The organism is Streptomyces caelestis (genome assembly GCF_014205255.1).
In the GTDB taxonomy this organism is placed as follows: domain Bacteria; phylum Actinomycetota; class Actinomycetes; order Streptomycetales; family Streptomycetaceae; genus Streptomyces; species Streptomyces caelestis.
Genome location: NZ_JACHNE010000001.1, coordinates 5,853,551 through 5,873,585, shown reverse-complemented (window position 1 = coordinate 5,873,585; position 20,035 = coordinate 5,853,551). Strand labels below are relative to the sequence as shown.

The following is a 20,035-nucleotide window of genomic DNA, read 5'->3' as shown; positions in this document are numbered from 1 at the left end:
GATGACGCTCCGTCAACTGGTGCGTACTCCAGGTACACTTCCCGACCCTCCCAGCGCCGGTGGGCAGCGCACGCGCATCACCTGACCCGCCACCCGAAGGAGTGAACCCCGGAGGGGAGTTGAGGGGCAAGTTCCGCTGGGCCCTTGCAGCGGCCTTGCGCGGCAGGCCGGTTGGACGCCGTGGGCGGGCGGTGGCAATATTCGCCACCACGCTTTCCCGGAACAAAGCATTCCACCCCAAACGGGGCGTCTGACCTGCATGACTGCACCGGCCCGGCAACCATTGCCAACCTTTTGCGGACCCCGTGAAGGGCTCGTGCAGACTGGCTGGATGCGTACTGAACTCGCCTCGGAACCGGGAGACGCGGACCGCCCCAACGAGGACTTCGTCAGTGTCGGACTACCGGCCTCCGGGCAGGGCGGTTCGGTCGTCGTCCTGGACGGGGTCACGCCGCCGAAGGGCGGGGCGGGTTGTCTGCATTCCGTCCCCTGGTTCACCGCGCGCCTCGGCGGAGCCCTGACCGAACTGACCGTTTCACTCCCGGATGCCCCTCTGGTCGACACCCTGTCCCGCGCCATCGCGCGTACCGCCGAGGCACATGCCTCAACCTGTGACCTTTCTCACCCCCGCACACCTCAGGCCACGGTGGTCGTGGCCCGCTGGTCCCCGGCCACGGTGGAGTACCTGGTCCTGTCGGACTCGGCTCTCCTCGTGGAGTCCCCGGACGGCGTGGTGACGCCCCTCCTCGACGACCGTCTGGCTCTTCTCCCCCGCTCCGCCCTGGCCACGGACGCGCTGGTGGACTCCACGCTCCGCAACAAGGAGGGCGGCTTCTTCACGGCGGCCGCCGATCCCTCGGTGTCCCGCCGGGCGGTGACCGGAACCCTGCCCCGCCGGGAGGTACGCGCCCTGGCCGCGCTGACGGACGGGGCGACCCGCTGGGTGGAGAGGTTCGAGGAGGGCGACTGGACGGACTGCTTCCGGCTCATGCGCAAGGAGGGACCGCAGGCGCTGGTGGACCGCGTGCGGACATTGGAGCGAGCGGATTCGGCCAGATCTTTCCCGGGCCGGGGCAAGTCGCACGACGACGCGACGGTCGTGTACGTCGAGTTCTGAACGCCCAGTGAGTTCTGCAACACCCGGAACCGGGGGCTACTTCTCCATACCCCGGTTGAGCTGGTGCAGCAGCCGGGCCAGTTCCGTGACCTCGTGGGTGTCCCAGTCGGCCAGGCGGCCGGCGTAGCGGGCGCGGCGGGCCTCGCGCACCCGGCTGACCCGGTCGTGGCCCTCCTGGGTGAGGGCGACGAGCCAGGCGCGTCCGTCGGCGGGGTCGGGCTCGCGGGCGACCAGGCCGAGTTCCTCCAGGGCGCGCAGCTGGCGGGACATGGTGGCCTTGCCGACGCCGATGTAGGCGGCGAGCTCGGTGGCCCGCTGCTTGCCGCACTCGTCCAGCCGTACGAGCAGGCCGTACGCTGACGACTCCAGGTCGGGGTGGACCTCCCTGGCCATCTCGCCCTGACTGGCCCGGGCCCGCCGCAGCAGCACGGTCAGCTCCCGCTCCAGCGCCAGGAAGGCAGGCTGATCCACACCGGTTCCGGCCAGAGAGGCGTCCCGGTGTCCGTCGTCGTTGCCGTCCTGGTGCACGTGAGCCCTGCCTCGGTTGTCCCGGTACCTGCATTTTCCGCCACCCGCGACCATCGCCGCAGCTCGGCAAGTATTCCGCAGGTCAAGGGGGGCGCGTCCACAGGGCCGCCACATGGTGAAGACCCGGGCCTCCCTCACGGGACCCGGGCCTTCCCTCATCCGGTGGCCTCGGTCACGCGGCCACCGGAACCTCCGGCGCCGCGTCCGCGGTGGCGGGCGCGAGCGCCAGCTCCAGGACCTGGCGGACGTCGGTGACGGCGTGGACGTCGAGCTTGTCCAGCACCTCCGCCGGGACGTCGTCCAGGTCGGGCTCGTTGCGCTTGGGGATGATCACGGTGGTGACCCCGGCGCGGTGGGCGGCCAGCAGCTTCTGCTTCACGCCGCCGATCGGCAGGACCCGGCCGGTCAGCGAGACCTCGCCGGTCATCGCCACGCCCGTGCGGACCAGACGGCCGGACAGGAGCGAGGCGAGGGCCGTGGTCATCGTGACGCCGGCGCTGGGGCCGTCCTTGGGGACCGCGCCCGCCGGGAAGTGGATGTGCACGCCCCGGTCCTTCAGATCGCCCACCGGCAGTTCCAGCTCGGCACCGCGGGAGCGCAGGAAGCTCAGTGCGATCTGCGCGGACTCCTTCATCACGTCCCCCAGCTGACCGGTCAGGGTCAGCCCGGCCGCGCCCGTCTCCGGGTCGGCCAGCGACGCCTCGACGTACAGCACGTCACCGCCGGCGCCCGTCACCGCGAGGCCCGTCGCCACGCCCGGCACGGACGTCCGGCGCTCGGCCGGGTCCTGGGCGGACTCGGGCACGTGGTGCGGCCGTCCGATCAGAGAGCGCAGGTCCTCGTCCCGGACGGTGAACGGCAGCTCCCGCTCACCCAGTTCGTGCTGGGCCGCGACCTTGCGCAGCAGCCGTGCGATCGACCGCTCCAGGGTGCGCACGCCCGCCTCGCGCGTGTACTCACCGGCGAGCTTGCGCAGCGCGCCCTCGTCGAGGGTGACCTCGTCCTTGTCGAGCCCGGCCCGCTCCAGCTGGCGCGGCAGCAGGTGGTCGCGGGCGATGACGATCTTCTCGTCCTCGGTGTAGCCGTCCAGGCGGACGATCTCCATCCGGTCGGCCAGCGCCTCCGGGATGGCCTCCAGGACGTTGGCGGTCGCGAGGAAGACCACGTCCGACAGATCCAGCTCGACCTCCAGGTAGTGGTCCCGGAAGGTGTGGTTCTGCGCCGGGTCGAGCACTTCGAGCAGGGCGGCGGCCGGGTCGCCCCGGAAGTCCGAGCCCACCTTGTCGATCTCGTCGAGCAGCACGACCGGGTTCATCGACCCGGCCTCCTTGATGGCCCGGACGATCCGGCCGGGCAGCGCGCCGACGTACGTACGCCGGTGACCACGGATCTCGGCCTCGTCGCGGACGCCGCCGAGGGCGACGCGCACGAACTTCCGGCCCATCGCGTGGGCGACGGACTCACCGAGGCTGGTCTTGCCGACGCCGGGGGGCCCGACGAGCGCGAGCACGGCACCGCCGCGCCGCCCGCCGACCACGCCCAGCCCCCGGTCGGTACGCCGCTTGCGCACCGCCAGGTACTCGGTGATCCGCTCCTTCACGTCCTGAAGGCCCGCGTGCTCGGCGTCGAGGACGGACTGGGCGCCCTGGATGTCGTACGCGTCCTCGGTGCGCTCGTTCCACGGCATCTCCAGGACCGTGTCGAGCCAGGTGCGGATCCACGAGCCCTCGGGCGACTGGTCGGAGGACCGCTCCAGCTTGTCGACCTCCTTGAGCGCGGCCTCGCGGACCTTCTCGGGCAGGTCGGCGGCCTCCACCCGGGCGCGGTAGTCGTCGGACTCCTCGCCCTCCTGCTCGCCGTTCAGCTCGCGCAGCTCCTTGCGGACCGCTTCCAGCTGACGCCGCAGCAGGAACTCGCGCTGCTGCTTGTCGACGCCCTCCTGGACGTCCTTGGCGATGGACTCGGCCACGTCCTGCTCGGCGAGGTGGTCGCGCAGCTGCTGGGTGGCGAGCTTCAGCCGGGCCACCGGGTCGGCGGTCTCCAGCAGCTCGACCTTCTGATCGGTGGTCAGGAAGGGCGAGTAGCCGGAGTTGTCGGCGAGCGCCGAGACGTCGTCGATGGCCTGCACGCGATCGACGACCTGCCAGGCGCCGCGCTTGCGCAGCCAGGCGGTGGCCAGGGCCTTGTACTCCTTGACCAGTTCGGCGACCTGCCCGGGCAGCGGCTCCGGCACGGTCTCGTCGACGCTGGTGCCCTCGACCCAGAGGGCCGCGCCGGGGCCCGTGGTCCCCGCACCGATCCTCACCCGCCCCCGGCCGCGGATCAGCGCACCGGGGTCGCCGTCGGCGAGCCGCCCGACCTGCTCGACGGTGCCGAGGACACCGGTGTTCGCGTACGTGCCGTCGATGCGTGGGACCAGGAGTACCCGGGGCTTTCCGGGCGTTGTCCGAGCAGCGGCCTGGGCGGCCTCCACCGCGGCACGGACCTCGGAGTCGCTGAGGTCCAGCGGGACCACCATCCCGGGCAGCACGACCTCGCCGTCGAGCGGCAGCACGGGCAGGGTGAGTGGTGTGGACGTCGAAGCCATGATCTCCCCTTCGGCAGTCAAGTTGAGCTATGCCGACTCAATGCACGGGAGTCGCCGGATGTTCCCCACCGGCCGTTCGCTGTGAGCGATCGACGGTGACCTCAGGGGCGATCGCGGCCGTAGAGTCAGTCAGGTAATAGATCAATACGGCAGGTGCCTATTACCAGGGGGCGGCGTGGACAGAACAGTGCAGGCGTGGGTGGACGGGTGGGTCGTGTCGCGCGGGGCGGCTCCGCCCGTGGCCGAGCCTTGGGGCTGCACGATCGACGTGGGGACGAACGGACACGTCACCCGGCATGTCTTCGGCGCGACCGGCGACGACCTCGACGAGACGGCCGTCCGCAAGGTGGCCGGCGCGGTGACCGGGGCCGGGGTGTGGCTGAAGGCGTTCCGGGACCCCTCGGTGGTCGCCGGCTGGCTGGACGACAGCTGGTGGATCGACCCCGAGCCCGGTTATCTGATGACGGTCCCGCTGACCCCGGGGGACGCTCCGGACGTGCCCGACGGCTACCGGCTGCGCGGCTGGTCGCGCGGCGGAGTGACGCGGGTGATGGTGGCCGCTCCGGACGGTTCGCTGGCGGCGCGCGGCCAGATCGCCCCGACCGGCGCCACCGCCGTCGCCGACCAGATCGAGACGGCCCCCGAGTACCGCCGCAAGGGACTCGGCAGCCTCGTCATGCGCACGCTGCAGAACGCCGCCGTCCGGCAGGGGGCACGGACCGGCGTCCTCGCCGGTACGCCCGCGGGCCGCGGGCTCTACGAGGCGCTGGGCTGGGAGGTGGCGGCCCTGCTGACCAGTGCGAAGCACGGCCCGCGGACCTGAACGGCCTCGCCTTCAGCCGCGGACCGGTCCGGGGGAACCGGCGCGCCTCCCCTGCCACCGCCGAACCACCGGCCAGGTCGCGACCCCGATGGCCAGGGCGATCAGATGCCCCCAGTTCGTCATCGGGTCGGTGAAGGCGAGCAGGTCCTGGAGCAGCATCCCGCCGAAGCCGGCCAGCAGCGGCACCCGCAGCCAGAGCGGCAGCAGTCCGGCCAGGGCGCCGGTGCCGGCGGCGACGCCGAAGCTGACGCCGTAGTCGAGCCGGTGCAGCGAACTCCCGGGGAGCTGCCCGGCCAGCACCGCGAGCCCGACCGGGACCTCGGTCGCCAGGGTGGCGAGGACGTGCCCGAGCAGGAAGACACCGGCCGTGCGCAGACCACCGATCCGCCGCTCCAGCGCGGTCAGCACGAGCACGAACCCGATCGCGAACGGCGAGGCCACCCCGCCCGCGAGCCACAGCGCACTGCCGACCAGCACCAGCTCCGGCGTCCGCACCAGGTGCGCCACATCCGTACTGGAGCCCTGGAGCAGGGCGTGCACCAGGGCGGGGTCCGCGTAGGCGGAGACCAGCGAGGTGACGCAGAGGACGATCGCGTAGCCGAACGTGAACGGTGTGCCCGTGGGAGTGGGGAGCAGCCGCCAGGGCCGCAGCGCCCGGAGCCGAGGCCGGGGCTTCCCCGCCGCGGTGGGCTCCGGTACGCCCGGGGTCACGCTCCCGCATGGCTTCCGGCCGCCGGCCCGCTGCCGCGGCACTCCGTCCAGCAGCCCCGAGACGTCGTCAACGGGCGCGCCCGCCGGCGTCGGCGTGGCCGTCTCTTCGGCCGGCGCGGTGCGTTCCACGATCGGGCGCTCCTTCCGTCCCGCCCCAGACTTCGCGCACCTCCGCTCCCTGTCTGTGACGGGCGCCACGCGAGAGCGGATTCACAGCAACCCGACAGCAGCGCACCGCGTCCCCCGCCGGCCGCTCCCTGATCCTTGGCGCCGGACGCCCCCACCTGCCAGGATGCCCGGATGCCCACCTGGAACGACATTCCCCATGTGCTGGACCGTCGCGAGGGCCCGCACGGCGAGGTCGTGCTGCGACGGCACGGTGACCGGCTGGAGATCATCGCGAACGGCTGTTTCCTGATGGACACCTCCGACGGCCGCTCGGAGCGGCGGCTGGTCGACGCGGCCCTGGACGCCCTGGCCGGCCGGGACCGTCCGGACGTGCTGATCGGCGGACTCGGCGTCGGTTTCTCCCTCGCCCACGCGGCGGCGGACCCGCGCTGGGGAGCGATCACGGTCGTGGAACGCGAGCACGCGATCGTCGAATGGCATCGCGACGGCCCGCTCTCCGCGTTCTCCGCCGAGGCCCTCGCCGATCCCCGCACGAAAATCGTCGAAGCCGATCTCGTGGCCTACGTCAATGAGACATTCGCCACGTACGACGCCCTGTGCCTCGACATCGACAACGGACCCGACTGGACCGTCACGGAGGGCAACGGAAATCTCTACGGAGAGGCCGGACTGGCAAGCTGCGCAAGGGTGTTGAGGCCCGGCGGGGTGCTCGCCGTCTGGTCGGCCCAGCCCTCTCCGGAATTCGAAGAAACCTTGTGGAATGCCGGGTTCCAGCAGGTGCGTACCGAAGAGATCAGGGTTGCCCGGGGCGTTCCGGACGTCGTGCACCTCGGCATCCGCCCTGGATAGCAAAGGTGTGCTGCCTCCCCGTACGCTGCTCCCCTGACGCCGATCATTCAAGCGTCAATCGCAACCATGCGCAGACCGAGGGATCACCCCACTGATTCCGGAAAGCACACCCCAGGGGCGGGCGATGGAGCAGACACACACCTCCCACAACGGTTCGGCGACGGCTACTCCGGGCGCACAGCGCCGGGTTCTGGTGGTCGAGGACGACGCGACGATCGTGGACGCCATCGCGACCCGCCTGCGAGCCGAGGGATTCCTCGTGCAAACAGCGGGTGACGGCCCGGCCGCCGTCGACACGGCCGAGGCCTGGCAGCCCGACCTGCTGATCCTCGACATCATGCTGCCCGGCTTCGACGGTCTGGAGGTCTGCCGGCGCGTGCAGGCCGCCCGGCCGGTGCCGGTGCTGATGCTCACCGCGCGCGACGACGAGACCGACATGCTGGTCGGTCTCGGCGTCGGTGCCGACGACTACATGACGAAGCCTTTCTCGATGCGGGAGTTGGCGGCGCGCGTACACGTGCTGCTGCGCCGTGTGGAGCGGGCAGCGCTGGCCGCCGCGACGCCCCGCAGCGGCATCCTGCGCCTCGGCGAGCTGGAGATCGACCACGCGCAGCGCCGGGTCCGGGTGCGCAGTGAGGATGTTCACCTCACGCCGACCGAGTTCGACCTGCTGGTGTGCCTGGCGAACACCCCGCGCGCGGTGCTCTCGCGCGAGCAGCTGCTCGCGGAGGTCTGGGACTGGGCGGACGCCTCCGGCACCCGCACGGTCGACAGCCACATCAAGGCGCTGCGCCGGAAGATCGGCGCCGAGCGGATCCGTACGGTGCACGGCGTCGGCTACGCCCTGGAGACCCCGACACCATGAGCGGCGGGCCGGGAGCACGGAGAGGCCCCGGGGATCCGGAAGCCTGGGGCGGGGTGAGCCCGTTCTCGATCAAGACCAAGCTGGGCGCGCTGGTCGTCATCTCGGTGCTGATCACCACGGGCCTGTCGGTGATCGCGGTGCACACGAAGACGGAGCTGCGCTTCATCACGGTCTTCTCGATGATCGCCACACTGCTCATTACGCAGTTCGTGGCCCATTCACTCACCGCACCGCTGGATGAGATGACGGCCGTGGCCCGTTCCATCTCGCAGGGCGACTACACCCGCCGGGTGCGGGAGAACCGCCGTGACGAACTGGGCGACCTGGCCGTGACGATCAACGCCATGGCCGACGAGCTGGAGGCCCAGGACAGCCAGCGCAAGGAGCTGGTGGCGAACGTCTCGCACGAGCTGCGCACGCCCATCGCGGGGCTGCGCGCGGTCCTGGAGAACATCGTCGACGGTGTCACGCAGGCCGACCCCGAGACGATGCGCACGGCGCTGAAGCAGACCGAGCGGCTCGGCCGGCTGGTGGAGACGCTGCTGGACCTGTCCCGGCTGGACAACGGCGTCGTCCCGCTGAAACAGCGGCGGTTCGAGGTGTGGCCGTATCTGTCCGGCGTGCTGAAGGAGGCCAACATGGTCGCCTCCGTGCGCGCGGGCATCGCCACCGGCTCGGGCAGCCACACCCGTACGGACGTCCATCTGCACCTCGACGTCCACCCGCCGGAGTTGACCGCGCACGCCGACCCGGAGCGCATCCACCAGGTCGTGGCCAACCTCATCGACAACGCGGTCAAGCACAGCCCGCCGCACGGCCGTGTGACGGTCAAGGCGCGGCGCGGCGCGCTGCCGGAGTCGCTGGAGCTGGAGGTGCTGGACGAGGGCCCCGGCATTCCGAAGTCCGAGTGGCACCGCGTCTTCGAGCGGTTCAACCGCGGCAACGCCAAGCGGCCGCAGGGCCCGGGCAGTGACGGCGGCACGGGTCTCGGCCTGGCGATCGCCCGCTGGGCGGTGGATCTGCACGGCGGGCGCATCGGAGTGGCTGAATCCGAGCGAGGTTGCCGGATTCTTGTCACTCTTCCGGGACTTCCATCTGTGCCAAGTTGACGTAAAGTTCGAAGCGGAGCCACAAGATCCATGGGCGTCCGCGCTGACGGACACGTGTGATCAGGCACAGGCCCGCACCTTCGGTGCGTGAGGCCCTGCCGAGCCCTTCCCTCTTTAAGCGGAACCACGCTTGTTTCCCGCCATTTCAAGCCCCGAAACACACTCTCAGATGTGACTTGCGCGACGTTGAACGGGCCCGGCCTGACCTACCCGGTCCGGGAGGCGTAGCCTTGATTCCCGCTGTCCATCATCTTGTGAAGCGGAAGAGGGCGGTTGCCGCCGTGTCGCCACAGTCCCCCAGTAACTCGAGCATCTCGACCGACACCGACCAAGCGGGGAAGAACCCCGCCGCGTCGTTCGGTGCCAACGAGTGGCTCGTCGACGAGATCTATCAGCAGTACCTCCAGGACCCGAATTCGGTAGACCGAGCCTGGTGGGACTTCTTCGCCGACTACAAGCCGGGCGGCGCTGCCGCCTCGGCTCCGGCGGGTACCGCGGCCGCGGGGGCCGCGGGAACCACCACCGCTCAGCCGGCGGCCCAGGCCGCCCCGGCCCAGGCCCCCGCCCCGGCGGCCGAGAAGCCCGCCGCCGCGCCGGCTCCGGCTCAGGCGAAGCCCGCCGCGCAGGCCCCGGCCCCCGCTCCGGCGAAGGCGGCCCCGGCCGCCGCGAAGCCGGCCGCGGCCAAGCCTGCCGCCGCCCCGAAGAAGGCCGAGCCCTCCGGTGAGGCCCCCTCGGGCCCCGAGCAGGTCGTGCTGCGCGGCCCCGCCGCCGCGGTCGCGAAGAACATGAACGCCTCCCTGGAGGTGCCCACGGCCACGTCCGTGCGCGCGGTCCCGGTGAAGCTGCTCTTCGACAACCGCATCGTCATCAACAACCACCTGAAGCGCGCCCGGGGCGGGAAGATCTCCTTCACGCACCTGATCGGCTACGCGATGGTGCAGGCCATCAAGGCCATGCCGTCGATGAACTACTCCTTCACGGAGAAGGACGGCAAGCCGACCCTGGTCAAGCCGGAGCACATCAACTTCGGCCTCGCCATCGACCTGGTCAAGCCCAACGGCGACCGTCAGCTCGTGGTCGCGGGCATCAAGAAGGCCGAGACGCTGAACTTCTTCGAGTTCTGGCAGGCCTACGAGGACATCGTCCGCCGCGCCCGCGACGGCAAGCTGGGCATGGACGACTTCACGGGTGTGACGGTCTCCCTGACCAACCCCGGCGGCCTCGGCACCGTCCACTCCGTGCCGCGTCTGATGCCCGGCCAGTCGGTGATCATGGGCGTCGGTTCGATGGACTACCCGGCGGAGTTCCAGGGCACGTCCCAGGACACGCTGAACAAGCTCGGCATCTCGAAGGTCATGACGCTCACGTCGACCTACGACCACCGGGTGATCCAGGGCGCCGCCTCCGGTGAGTTCCTGCGGATCGTCGCGAACCTCCTCCTCGGTGAGAACGGCTTCTACGACGACATCTTCGAGGCGCTGCGCATCCCCTACGAGCCGGTCCGCTGGCTCAAGGACATCGACGCCAGCCACGACGACGACGTCACGAAGGCCGCCCGCGTCTTCGAGCTGATCCACTCCTACCGGGTCCGCGGCCACGTCATGGCCGACACCGACCCGCTGGAGTACCAGCAGCGCAAGCACCCCGACCTGGACATCACCGAGCACGGGCTCACCCTGTGGGACCTGGAGCGCGAGTTCGCCGTCGGCGGCTTCGCCGGCAAGTCGATGATGAAGCTGCGCGACATCCTCGGTGTCCTGCGCGACTCGTACTGCCGCACCACCGGCATCGAGTTCATGCACATCCAGGACCCGAAGCAGCGCAAGTGGATCCAGGACCGGGTGGAGCGCCCGCACTCCAAGCCGGAGCGCGAGGAGCAGCTGCGCATCCTGCGCCGACTGAACGCGGCGGAGGCCTTCGAGACCTTCCTGCAGACGAAGTACGTCGGCCAGAAGCGCTTCTCCCTGGAGGGCGGCGAGTCCGTCATCCCGCTGCTCGACGCGGTGCTGGACTCGGCCGCCGAGTCCCGCCTCGACGAGGTCGTCGTCGGCATGGCCCACCGCGGCCGTCTGAACGTCCTCGCCAACATCGTCGGCAAGTCCTACGCGCAGATCTTCCGCGAGTTCGAGGGCAACCTCGACCCGAAGTCGATGCACGGCTCCGGCGACGTGAAGTACCACCTGGGCGCCGAGGGCACCTTCACCGGCCTCGACGGCGAGCAGATCAAGGTCAGCCTGGTCGCGAACCCGTCCCACCTGGAGGCGGTCGACCCGGTCCTGGAGGGCGTCTCCCGCGCCAAGCAGGACATCATCAACAAGGGCGGCACGGACTTCACGGTCCTGCCGGTGGCGATCCACGGCGACGCGGCCTTCGCGGGCCAGGGCGTGGTGGCCGAGACCCTGAACATGTCGCAGCTGCGCGGCTACCGCACCGGCGGTACGGTCCACATCGTCATCAACAACCAGGTCGGCTTCACGGCGGCTCCCGAGTCGTCCCGCTCCTCCATGTACGCCACGGACGTGGCCCGCATGATCGAGGCCCCGATCTTCCACGTGAACGGCGACGACCCGGAGGCCGTGGTCCGCGTGGCCCGCCTGGCCTTCGAGTTCCGCCAGGCGTTCAACAAGGACGTGGTGATCGACCTCATCTGCTACCGCCGCCGCGGTCACAACGAGTCGGACAACCCGGCCTTCACCCAGCCGCTGATGTACGACCTGATCGACAAGAAGCGCTCGGTGCGCAAGCTCTACACCGAGTCCCTCATCGGTCGCGGCGACATCACCCTGGAAGAGGCCGAGCAGGCGCTCCAGGACTACCAGGGCCAGCTGGAGAAGGTCTTCACGGAGGTCCGCGAGGCCACCTCGCAGCCGGCCGCCGTGGAGCCCACCGACCCGCAGGCCGAGTTCCCGGTCGCCGTGAACACCGCGGTGACCACGGAGGTCGTCAAGCGGATCGCCGAGTCCCAGGTCAACATCCCCGACCACATCACCGTCCACCCGCGTCTGCTGCCGCAGCTGCAGCGCCGGGCGGCGATGGTCGAGGACGGCACCATCGACTGGGGCATGGGCGAGACCCTCGCGATCGGCTCCCTCCTGCTGGAGGGCGTCCCGGTCCGCCTGGCGGGCCAGGACTCGCAGCGCGGTACGTTCGGCCAGCGCCACGCGGTCATCATCGACCGCAGCACCGGCGAGGAGTACACGCCGCTGCAGTACCTCTCCGAGGACCAGGCGCGGCTCAACGTCTACAACTCCCTGCTGTCCGAGTACGCGGCGATGGGCTTCGAGTACGGCTACTCGCTGGCCCGCCCCGAGGCGCTCGTGATGTGGGAGGCGCAGTTCGGCGACTTCGTCAACGGCGCGCAGACGGTCGTGGACGAGTTCATCTCGTCGGCCGAGCAGAAGTGGGCCCAGACCTCCGGCGTCGTCCTGCTCCTGCCGCACGGCTACGAGGGCCAGGGCCCGGACCACTCCTCGGCCCGTCCGGAGCGCTTCCTGCAGATGTGCGCCCAGAACAACATGACGGTCGCCATGCCGACGTCGCCGTCGAACTACTTCCACCTCCTGCGGTGGCAGGTGCACAACCCGCACCACAAGCCGCTGGTGGTCTTCACGCCGAAGTCGATGCTGCGCCTGAAGGCGGCGGCGGCGAAGGCGGAGGAGTTCACGACGGGCCAGTTCCGCCCGGTCATCGGTGACGCCTCGGTCGACCCGGCCGCGGTCAAGAAGGTCGTCTTCTGCGCCGGCAAGGTCTACTACGACCTGGAGGCCGAGCGTCAGAAGCGCGGCGTCACGGACACGGCGATCATCCGCATCGAGCGCCTGTACCCGCTGCCGGGTGCCGAGCTCCAGGCGGAGATCAAGAAGTACCCGAACGCCGAGAAGTACCTGTGGGCCCAGGAGGAGCCGGCGAACCAGGGTGCCTGGCCGTTCATCGCGCTCAACCTGATCGACCACCTGGACCTGGCGGTCGGCGCGGACGTCCCGCACGGCGAGCGGCTGCGGCGCATCTCGCGCCCGCACGGCTCGTCCCCGGCGGTGGGTTCCGCGAAGCGGCACCAGGCCGAGCAGGAGCAGCTGGTGCGTGAGGTGTTCGAGGCGTAATCGCCCTCGCGCGTCCTGTGTGACCGGGCCGCATCCCCGCTTCGGGGGTGCGGCCCGGCCGTTTTGCGCCCACATAAACTTGACGCCATGTACTTCACGGACCGTGGCATCGAGGAACTGGAGAAGCGGCGCGGCGAGGAGGAGGTCACCTTCGAGTGGCTGGCCGAGCAGTTGCGGACGTTCGTCGATCTCAACCCCGACTTCGAGGTGCCGGTGGAACGGCTGGCCACGTGGCTGGCGCGGCTGGACGACGAGGACGACGAGTAGGGGACGCGCGAGGGGCGCGCAGGGGGTGCGCGCGGGGCCGGTCTGGTGCCGCCCGGCGACCAGTCGCTTGGGGGCCGGGTACGGCGCCGTCCGGCGATCAGTCGCGCGGGTGCGTGACGTCGTACGCCAGCCCCAGTGCGCCATGAGCCAGGAGCAGCGCTCCGGCCGTGGCCCAGCCCCAGCCTCCGCTGGGACGCCGTAGCCCCCAGGTGATGAGCGGGACGCCCGCCGCCACCTGGGCGAGGGCCAGGGCGCGGGCCCGGGGGTCGCCGCTCCAGGGCATCCAGGGCCCCAGGCGGCTGTGGTCGACGGTGTCGCGTTCCGCGACCGCCTCGCGCCAGCCCGGCCATTCGACCGGGAGACTGTCCGGCTGGAGGGCGGCGGCGTCCCGGAGGCGGTCGGCGGGTTGGCCAGGGGTGAGTTCGGGGGGCAGGGAGACGCCCACGCGCGCGAGGACCGCCAGCAGACCGCGCAGACGGGTACGGGCGTCGGCGGCGGAGTCGGTCTTCGTCAGCTGGTCGAGGGCCTGGAGGTCCAGGACGGGGTCGAGGCCCACGCGCGCGGCGAAGGTGCGCATCGCCTCCTCCTCCCCCACCGGGACGCCGCTCGTGAGCCAGACGAAGCCGACCGGGCGGCGGAAGCCGGACGCGAGTGTGAAGCCCGCGTGATCGGCGTCCCACCACAGGGCGAGAACGGGCCAGGGCGCGCCGACGGCGAGGGCCGTGGCCCAGCCGGTGACCACACGGTCGACGGGCTCGCCGGCCTCCCGCCAGGGCCCGCCCTCGGGGACGAGGACACTCCATGCGTCGCCCGCCCGGGTGAGCTGCATCCGTTCCCGCAGCAGGTGGGCGACGGGGGCGACGGATCCGGGCACCGCCCGGCACAACAGCAGCGCCCCGGCGGCTGGACCGGTGCGGTCGGCTTCCGTCGGCATGGTCACACGGTAGGGCGATTCATCCGTCTTTGATTACTTTTATGCGCCTCGACGTCCCCGAAATGGGTGTCTTGACTTTCCTCGGCCACGATATATCGTGAACTGACAGGAGACGCGATATGGCGCGTCATGTCGGGAGGTCTGCCCATGTCCGAGTGGTCTGTCGCGGAGCCGAGGAAACTCACCTTCGACGAGCCCGTGAGCGAGCTTCACGTGCGCCTCGTCAACGGAACGGTGAACGTGGTGGGCACGGACGAAGGTTCCGCCCGCCTGGAGATCTCCGAGATCGAGGGACCGCCCCTGGTGGTGACCCTGCGGGACGGCTCGCTCACGGTGGCCTACGAGGACCTGCCCTGGAAGGGGTTCCTCAAGTGGCTGGACCGCAAGGGCTGGCGCCGCAGCGCGGTGGTCTCCCTGGCCGTCCCCACCTCCACCCGGGTGGAGGTGGGGGTGGTCGGCGCCGCAGCCGTCATCTCCGGGATCGAGGGACCGTCGGCGGTGAAGGGCGTCACGGGCGACACGACCCTCGTGGGCCTCTCCGGCCCGGTCCGCGCCGACACGGTCTCCGGGAGCGTGGAGGCCCAGGACGTGACCGGCGACCTGCGGTTCAACTCCGTCTCGGGTGACCTCACGGTGGTCGAGGGCTCCGGCTCGTCCGTGCGGGCCGATTCGGTCAGCGGCTCCATGATCGTCGACCTCGACCCGGGCGGTCCGACGGACGTGCGGCTGACCAGCGTCTCGGGCGAGATCGCGATCCGGCTGCCGGACCCGGCGGACGCGGAGGTCGAGGCCAACACGGCGAGCGGCGCGGTCTCCAACGCCTTCGATGATCTACGGGTGCACGGCCAGTGGGGCGCCCACAAGATCACGGGCCGCCTGGGCGCGGGCAACGGCAAGCTGCGGGCCACCACGGTCTCCGGTTCGATCGCGCTGCTGCGCCGCCCCGCCAGGGAGGACGAGCCCGAGGAGCCATGGGACACCCGGCCCGGCAGCGGCAGCTCGCCGGCCGGCTCGCAGGATGACCGGCAGGCCGACCCGCAGGCCGACCCGCAGGCCGACCCGCAGACCCGGTCGGGAGACAATTCCGTCTCCGACCGGGGCGCCGCCGACGCCGACGTCCCGGCCGACGGCACGACCGACAAGAAGGTGCTCTGACATGCCCCCCGTCTTCGCCCACGGCCGCCTCCGCCTCTACCTGCTGAAGCTGCTGGACGAGGCCCCCCGCCACGGCTACGAGGTGATCCGCCTCCTCGAAGAGCGCTTCCAGGGGTTGTACGCACCGTCGGCGGGCACGGTCTACCCGCGCCTGGCCAAGCTGGAGGCCGAAGGCCTGGTCACCCACACCACCGAGGGCGGCCGCAAGGTGTACTCGATCACGGACGCGGGCCGCGCGGAACTGGCCGACCGCAGCGGCGAACTGGCCGACCTCGAGCTGGAGATCCGGGAGTCCGTCGCGGAACTGGCCGCGGAGATCCGCGCCGACGTGCGCGGGGCCGCCGGCGACCTGCGCCGTGAGGTGCGCGCCGCCGCGACGGAGGCCCGCCGGGAGAACGGCACCGGGACCCGTGGCGCTGAGGACGCGCCCCCCGGGGACTTCGGGCAGTACGGCGACAAGGACGCCTGGCGCATCGCCAAGGAGGAGATGCGGCGCGCCCGGCAGGAGTGGAAGGAACAGGCCCGCCGCGCCAAGGACGAGAGCCGCCGCGCCCGCGAGGACGCCCAGCGCGCCCGCCGCCAGGCGAAGGAGGCCCAGGAACAGGCCCGCGCCCAGGCCCAGGAGCAGGTGCAGCGCATCGCCCGCCGGGTCCAGGAGCAGGTCCAGGACCACTTCGCCCGCGGCGACTGGCCCACGGGGCTGCGCGAGGGCCTGAGCGAACTGGCCAAGGAGGCCGGCGAGTTCGGCAAGGACTACGGCAAGGACTTCGGCTTCGACTGGCCCGGCACAGGCACCGGCACCGGCACCGGCACGCCTGCCTCACAGCCGGCGCCCTCACGGCCCGCCGAGGACTTCCCGGCCGCCTACGAACCCGCCTGGGCCCACGAGGACGCCACGGACTCCACCGGCGACCCCGCCCGCGACCTGGACCGCCTGCTCGACCGCTTCCGGGACGACATCCGCGACGCGGCCCACGACCACGGCGTCACCCCCGACCAACTGCGCGACGCCCGCCGCCACCTGTCGACGGCGGCAGCCCACATAGGAGCGCTGCTGCGCACCCCGCAAAAGTAAGCGGCCGGGGTCCCGCCCGTCACCCGGCCTTGGCCTCGCCGCCCCCGTACAGCACCCGTACCAGGGACTCGTACGTCACCCCGTGGTCGGCGAGGACCTCGGCCGGAACACCGGGGCGTATGGTCAGGGCCAGCAGAATGTGCTCGTCGCCGATGTGCCGGTCCCGCTGGGCGAGAGCGACGCGCAAGGAGTGCTCCAGCACGTCCTTGGCGCCGCGCCCGAAGGAGGCCCGCCCCGACCACCACGCCCTGCCCTTCCGGTCACCGGCCATGGCGCCGACCCCGTGCACCTCCTCCACCCGGGCGACGATCTCCTCCACGTCGATCCCGAGACCGGCGAGCGCGTCGGTCTCGGCCTGCGACAGCCCGGCCCGCCGCCGCGCCGCACCCAGCGCCTGCCGCACGGACTCCCTCCGCTCACCGAGCCCGAGAGCGGCGAGCGCGAACGAGCCACGACTGCCCTCCCGGTCGAGCAGCGCGAGCAGCGCGAGCAGCAGATGCTCCGGCTCCACGACCTGCCCGCCGCCACCGCCCTCCACGTACGCGAACGCGCCCTTGACCACACTCCGGGCGTCCTTCGTGAACCGCTCGAACATCAATGCCTCCCGTACTTCTTGTGCACGGCCTGCCTGCTCACACCGAGTTCGGTGGCGATCTCCTGCCACGACCAGCCCTGGTTGCGCGCGTTGCGCACCTGTACGGCTTCCAGCTGCTCCAGCAGCCTGCGCAGGGCGGCGACGGCGCGCAGGCCGACCCGTGGATCACGGTCGCCCGCACGCTCGGCCAGATCGGTTGCTTCGGTCATGACGTCAACTTACGTTGACACCACACTCTCGTCAACTCCAGTTGACAAACCAAACGGCCGGCCCGAACCCGGACCGGCCGTCAGCGCATTCCGCAGGGGCTAGGGATTGGTGAGCACGACCTTCCCGAACTGCTCACCCGAGGCCAGCCGTTCGAAGCCCTCCCGGGCACGGTCCATGGGCAGTACGTCGTCGATGACCGGCCGCACACCGGTGGCGGCACAGAACGCGAGCAGGTCCTCCAGCTCGTCCTTGGTGCCCATCGTCGACCCGACGACCTTGAGCTCCAGGAAGAAGATCCGGGTCAGTTCGGCGTGCGAGGGCCGGTCACCACTGGTGGCGCCGGAAATCACCAGCGTGCCACCGGGCTTCAGCGACTTCACTGAGTGCGACCAGGTGGCGGCCCCTACGGTCTCGATCACGGCGTCGACCCGCTGCGGCAGCCGCGCCCCCGACTCCAGGGCCTCCACGGCTCCCAGCTCCACGGCCCGCTTCCGCTTGGCCTCGTCCCGGCTCGTGGCGAAGACCCGGAGTCCGGCGGCCTTCCCCAGCACGATGGCGGCCGTGGCGACACCGCCCCCGGCTCCCTGCACGAGCACGGAGTCGCCGGGCCGCACGCCCGCGTTGGTGAACAGCATCCGGTACGCGGTCAGCCATGCCGTGGGCAGACAGGCGGCCTCCTCGAAGGAGAGCTCCTTGGGCTTGGGCAGGATGTTCCAGGTCGGCACGGCGACCTGCTCGGCGAACGTGCCCTGGTAGCGCTCGGTGAGGATGGAGCGGGGCTCCTTCGGGCCGACCCCGTGCCCGCTCTGTCCGATCACGGAGTGCAGGACGACCTCGTTGCCGTCCTCGTCGACGCCGGCGGCGTCACAGCCGAGGATCATCGGCAGCTTGTCCTCTGCGAGGCCGACGCCGCGCAGGGACCACAGGTCGTGATGGTTGAGGGAGGCGGCCTTGACCGTGACGGTGCTCCAGCCGGGGCGGGCCTCGGGAGCCGGACGCTCTCCCAACTCCAGGCCGGCCAGTGGCTGGTCGCGGTCGATTCGGGCGGCGTAGACAGCGAACATGACCTTGACGATAGGTCCCCGAACGAACCCGGGGAACCACCGGCCCGTGTGAGACACACCCTCTTGCCAGGCTCACGGAGTGGGTGCCGCTGCGCCCACCCGGGCCGCCCCAGCGGCACGACTGCCCGCAGCCATGCGGGAACGGCGGCCCGCAGCGGCGGCCAGCGGCAGCTGGACGGAAGGCGCCCGCAGCTGAGCGGACGCACAGCCGACCATGCCGAGAAGGGGACGTGTCGGGGGGTGTCCGCCCGCAGCGGTTGGCGCGTCAACGGACAGTGAGTCGGTTCGCAAGCCCATCGCGCCGTTCCGAGGACGGACACCCCCCGGCGCGGCCCCGACCCCCCCGCACCCCGGTAGGCGCTACGCGCACCCCCACCGAAGCAGCCACAGGCCGCCGCAGGCACCCCACACCACCCGAACAGCCGCATCCTGACGTAAAAAGGCCCCGCCCACCCGGGCGGGGCCCCTCACATCACAGCGCACCGCGCTACCGCGTCACCGCCGAGCCACACCCTCAGCCCGCGCAGCCGCCGCCACCGCAGCCGTCACCGCCGGCGCGACCCGCTCGTCGAACGGCGACGGGATGACGTAGTCGGCCGCGAGGTCGTCCCCGACCACGCCCGCCAGCGCCTCCGCGGCAGCCAGCTTCATCCCCTCCGTGATCCGCGACGCCCGCACCTGCAGGGCACCCGCGAAGATCCCCGGAAAGGCCAGCACGTTGTTGATCTGGTTCGGGAAGTCCGACCGCCCGGTAGCCACCACGGCCGCGTACTTGTGCGCGACCTCGGGGTGCACCTCAGGGTTCGGGTTCGCCATGGCGAAAACGAACGCGCCCTCGGCCATCGACGCCACCGCGTCCTCGGGCACCGTCCCACCGGAGACCCCGATGAACACATCGGCCCCGGCCAGCGCCGCCTCCAGCGACCCGCTGATACCCGCCTTGTTCGTGAACCCGGCCAGCTCCCGCTTCACCGGCGTCAGATCGTCCCGGTCCGCCGACACCACACCCTTGCGGTCGGCCACCGCGACGTCCCCGATCCCGGCCTCGACCAGCATCTTCGCGATGGCGACACCCGCCGCACCGGCGCCGGAGATGACGGCCCGCAGTTCGCCCAGCGTCCGCTTGCTCAGCCGCGCGGCGTTCCGCAGGGCCGCCAGCGTCACCACCGCCGTACCGTGCTGGTCGTCGTGGAAGACGGGAATGTCCAGCCGCTCCTGGAGCTTCCGCTCGATCTCGAAGCACCGCGGCGCCGAGATGTCCTCCAGGTTGACCCCGCCGAACGACGGCGCGAGCCGCACCACCGTCTCGACGATCTCGTCGACGTCCGTGCAGTTCAGCGCGATCGGAACCGCGTCCACGCCACCGAACTGCTTGAACAGAATCGCCTTGCCCTCCATCACCGGGAGGGAGGCCTCGGGCCCGATGTCACCGAGTCCCAGCACGGCCGTACCGTCCGTCACGACGGCCACGACCGACGACTTCCACGTGTAGTCGTGCACGAGCTCCGGCTGCTCCGCGATCGCGCTGCACACCTTCGCGACACCGGGCGTGTACGCCAGGGACAGGTCGTCCTTGTCACGGACCGGCACCGTGGCCTGCACGGCCATCTTGCCGCCACGGTGGAGCGCGAACGCCGGATCGAAGGAGTCGAGGGGCTCCGCACCGCCCTCATGACCCGTATGGTCCGTCGTGCTCTCGCTGCGAGGATTGACGATCTCCGCTGCCACTTCGTTTTACCCCTTAAATCTTCATTGGTTTGAGGGTGGCCACTCCTGGTGAGGCGTGGGCGGGACCGCGTACGGCCGTGGTCGTGCTGTGTACGTGATACGTACGGGCGCATACGCGATGGGCGCGCCGCACACGCGCCCTGAGCCCCGGATGAGGGGTGTAAAGAACCTTCTTACCGGACGGACCGC

17 protein-coding genes are annotated in these 20,035 nt (G+C 71.1%); 9 read left to right on the top strand and 8 right to left on the bottom strand.

Features of this window, described 5'->3' with window-relative positions; translation table 11 throughout:
• The first annotated feature begins 331 nt into the window (after positions 1–331).
• Positions 332–1,117, top strand: coding sequence for a protein phosphatase 2C domain-containing protein (locus HDA41_RS27040; RefSeq protein WP_184988027.1), 786 nt, complete (start codon positions 332–334; stop codon positions 1,115–1,117).
• Between the two features lie 36 nt (positions 1,118–1,153).
• Here the strand turns inward: HDA41_RS27040 and HDA41_RS27035 are convergent, their stop codons facing one another.
• Together HDA41_RS27035 and lon are read right to left on the bottom strand one after the other, a co-directional pair.
• A complete protein-coding gene (locus HDA41_RS27035) occupies positions 1,154–1,645 on the bottom strand; it encodes a MarR family winged helix-turn-helix transcriptional regulator (protein WP_184988025.1) in 492 nt (163 codons plus the stop codon).
• A gap of 172 nt (positions 1,646–1,817) precedes the next feature.
• On the bottom strand, positions 1,818–4,232 hold the full coding sequence (gene lon / locus HDA41_RS27030; RefSeq protein ID WP_184988023.1) for an endopeptidase La: 2,415 nt from the start codon (positions 4,230–4,232) through the stop codon (positions 1,818–1,820).
• A gap of 175 nt (positions 4,233–4,407) precedes the next feature.
• On the opposite strand from lon, the gene HDA41_RS27025 reads away from it, so the two are divergent.
• Positions 4,408–5,055 carry a GNAT family N-acetyltransferase gene (locus HDA41_RS27025; protein ID WP_184988021.1) on the top strand — a complete coding sequence of 216 codons (648 nt, stop codon included), beginning with the start codon at positions 4,408–4,410 and terminating at the stop codon, positions 5,053–5,055.
• A 12-nt stretch (positions 5,056–5,067) separates the two neighbouring features.
• Here the strand turns inward: HDA41_RS27025 and HDA41_RS27020 are convergent, their stop codons facing one another.
• Complete coding sequence (locus HDA41_RS27020) at positions 5,068–5,895, bottom strand: rhomboid-like protein (RefSeq protein WP_184988019.1); 828 nt, start codon at positions 5,893–5,895, stop codon at positions 5,068–5,070.
• 171 nt (positions 5,896–6,066) lie between these two features.
• Between HDA41_RS27020 and HDA41_RS27015 the strand changes: the two genes are divergently transcribed.
• The 5 genes from HDA41_RS27015 to HDA41_RS26995 all read left to right on the top strand — a co-directional run bounded on the left by HDA41_RS27015 (position 6,067) and on the right by HDA41_RS26995 (position 13,085).
• Entirely contained in the window at positions 6,067–6,744 is a 678-nt protein-coding gene (locus HDA41_RS27015; protein ID WP_184988017.1) for a spermidine synthase family protein, read from the top strand.
• 124 nt (positions 6,745–6,868) lie between these two features.
• Positions 6,869–7,609 carry a response regulator transcription factor gene (locus tag HDA41_RS27010; RefSeq protein ID WP_010040369.1) on the top strand — a complete coding sequence of 247 codons (741 nt, stop codon included), beginning with the start codon at positions 6,869–6,871 and terminating at the stop codon, positions 7,607–7,609.
• Positions 7,606–8,718, top strand: a complete 1,113-nt coding sequence (locus HDA41_RS27005; RefSeq protein WP_184988015.1) for a sensor histidine kinase — start codon at positions 7,606–7,608, stop codon at positions 8,716–8,718. Before HDA41_RS27010 ends, HDA41_RS27005 begins: the two co-directional genes overlap by 4 nt.
• 281 nt (positions 8,719–8,999) lie before the next feature.
• Positions 9,000–12,818, top strand: coding sequence for a multifunctional oxoglutarate decarboxylase/oxoglutarate dehydrogenase thiamine pyrophosphate-binding subunit/dihydrolipoyllysine-residue succinyltransferase subunit (locus HDA41_RS27000; RefSeq protein WP_184988013.1), 3,819 nt, complete (start codon positions 9,000–9,002; stop codon positions 12,816–12,818).
• A gap of 87 nt (positions 12,819–12,905) precedes the next feature.
• Positions 12,906–13,085: a DUF6104 family protein gene (locus tag HDA41_RS26995; RefSeq protein ID WP_003992906.1), complete on the top strand. Its 180-nt coding sequence runs from the start codon at positions 12,906–12,908 to the stop codon at positions 13,083–13,085.
• A gap of 97 nt (positions 13,086–13,182) precedes the next feature.
• Here HDA41_RS26995 and HDA41_RS26990 read toward each other — a convergent pair whose 3' ends face one another.
• Positions 13,183–14,019, bottom strand: a complete 837-nt coding sequence (locus HDA41_RS26990) for a hypothetical protein (protein WP_184988010.1) — start codon at positions 14,017–14,019, stop codon at positions 13,183–13,185.
• 147 nt (positions 14,020–14,166) lie between these two features.
• Here HDA41_RS26990 and HDA41_RS26985 point away from each other — a divergent pair, with 147 nt between their 5' ends.
• Together HDA41_RS26985 and HDA41_RS26980 are read left to right on the top strand one after the other, a co-directional pair.
• Positions 14,167–15,174, top strand: a complete 1,008-nt coding sequence (locus HDA41_RS26985; protein ID WP_184988008.1) for a DUF4097 family beta strand repeat-containing protein — start codon at positions 14,167–14,169, stop codon at positions 15,172–15,174.
• 1 nt (position 15,175) lies between these two features.
• Positions 15,176–16,249, top strand: coding sequence for a PadR family transcriptional regulator (locus HDA41_RS26980; RefSeq protein WP_184988006.1), 1,074 nt, complete (start codon positions 15,176–15,178; stop codon positions 16,247–16,249).
• A 19-nt stretch (positions 16,250–16,268) separates the two neighbouring features.
• Here HDA41_RS26980 and HDA41_RS26975 read toward each other — a convergent pair whose 3' ends face one another.
• From HDA41_RS26975 to HDA41_RS26960, 4 genes are all read right to left on the bottom strand, one after another.
• Positions 16,269–16,844: a Clp protease N-terminal domain-containing protein gene (locus HDA41_RS26975; protein WP_184988004.1), complete on the bottom strand. Its 576-nt coding sequence runs from the start codon at positions 16,842–16,844 to the stop codon at positions 16,269–16,271.
• Positions 16,844–17,053, bottom strand: coding sequence for an HTH domain-containing protein (locus HDA41_RS26970; protein WP_003992902.1), 210 nt, complete (start codon positions 17,051–17,053; stop codon positions 16,844–16,846). Before HDA41_RS26970 ends, HDA41_RS26975 begins: the two co-directional genes overlap by 1 nt.
• 99 nt (positions 17,054–17,152) lie before the next feature.
• On the bottom strand, positions 17,153–18,118 hold the full coding sequence (locus HDA41_RS26965; RefSeq protein WP_184988002.1) for a zinc-binding dehydrogenase: 966 nt from the start codon (positions 18,116–18,118) through the stop codon (positions 17,153–17,155).
• Between the two features lie 495 nt (positions 18,119–18,613).
• Positions 18,614–19,846 (bottom strand): NAD(P)-dependent malic enzyme, encoded by a 1,233-nt coding sequence (locus HDA41_RS26960; protein ID WP_184988000.1) that lies wholly within the window; start codon positions 19,844–19,846, stop codon positions 18,614–18,616.
• Between the last annotated feature and the right edge of the window lie 189 nt (positions 19,847–20,035).

Coding starts and splice junctions, on each gene's coding strand:
- HDA41_RS27040 (WP_184988027.1), top strand. CDS start 332: ATGCGTACTGAACTCGCCTCGGAACCGGGAGACGCGGACCGCCCCAAC.
- lon (WP_184988023.1), bottom strand. CDS start 4,232: ATGGCTTCGACGTCCACACCACTCACCCTGCCCGTGCTGCCGCTCGAC.
- HDA41_RS27015 (WP_184988017.1), top strand. CDS start 6,067: ATGCCCACCTGGAACGACATTCCCCATGTGCTGGACCGTCGCGAGGGC.
- HDA41_RS27010 (WP_010040369.1), top strand. CDS start 6,869: ATGGAGCAGACACACACCTCCCACAACGGTTCGGCGACGGCTACTCCG.
- HDA41_RS27005 (WP_184988015.1), top strand. CDS start 7,606: ATGAGCGGCGGGCCGGGAGCACGGAGAGGCCCCGGGGATCCGGAAGCC.
- HDA41_RS26995 (WP_003992906.1), top strand. CDS start 12,906: ATGTACTTCACGGACCGTGGCATCGAGGAACTGGAGAAGCGGCGCGGC.
- HDA41_RS26990 (WP_184988010.1), bottom strand. CDS start 14,019: ATGCCGACGGAAGCCGACCGCACCGGTCCAGCCGCCGGGGCGCTGCTG.
- HDA41_RS26985 (WP_184988008.1), top strand. CDS start 14,167: ATGTCCGAGTGGTCTGTCGCGGAGCCGAGGAAACTCACCTTCGACGAG.
- HDA41_RS26980 (WP_184988006.1), top strand. CDS start 15,176: ATGCCCCCCGTCTTCGCCCACGGCCGCCTCCGCCTCTACCTGCTGAAG.
- HDA41_RS26975 (WP_184988004.1), bottom strand. CDS start 16,844: ATGTTCGAGCGGTTCACGAAGGACGCCCGGAGTGTGGTCAAGGGCGCG.
- HDA41_RS26970 (WP_003992902.1), bottom strand. CDS start 17,053: ATGACCGAAGCAACCGATCTGGCCGAGCGTGCGGGCGACCGTGATCCA.
- HDA41_RS26965 (WP_184988002.1), bottom strand. CDS start 18,118: ATGTTCGCTGTCTACGCCGCCCGAATCGACCGCGACCAGCCACTGGCC.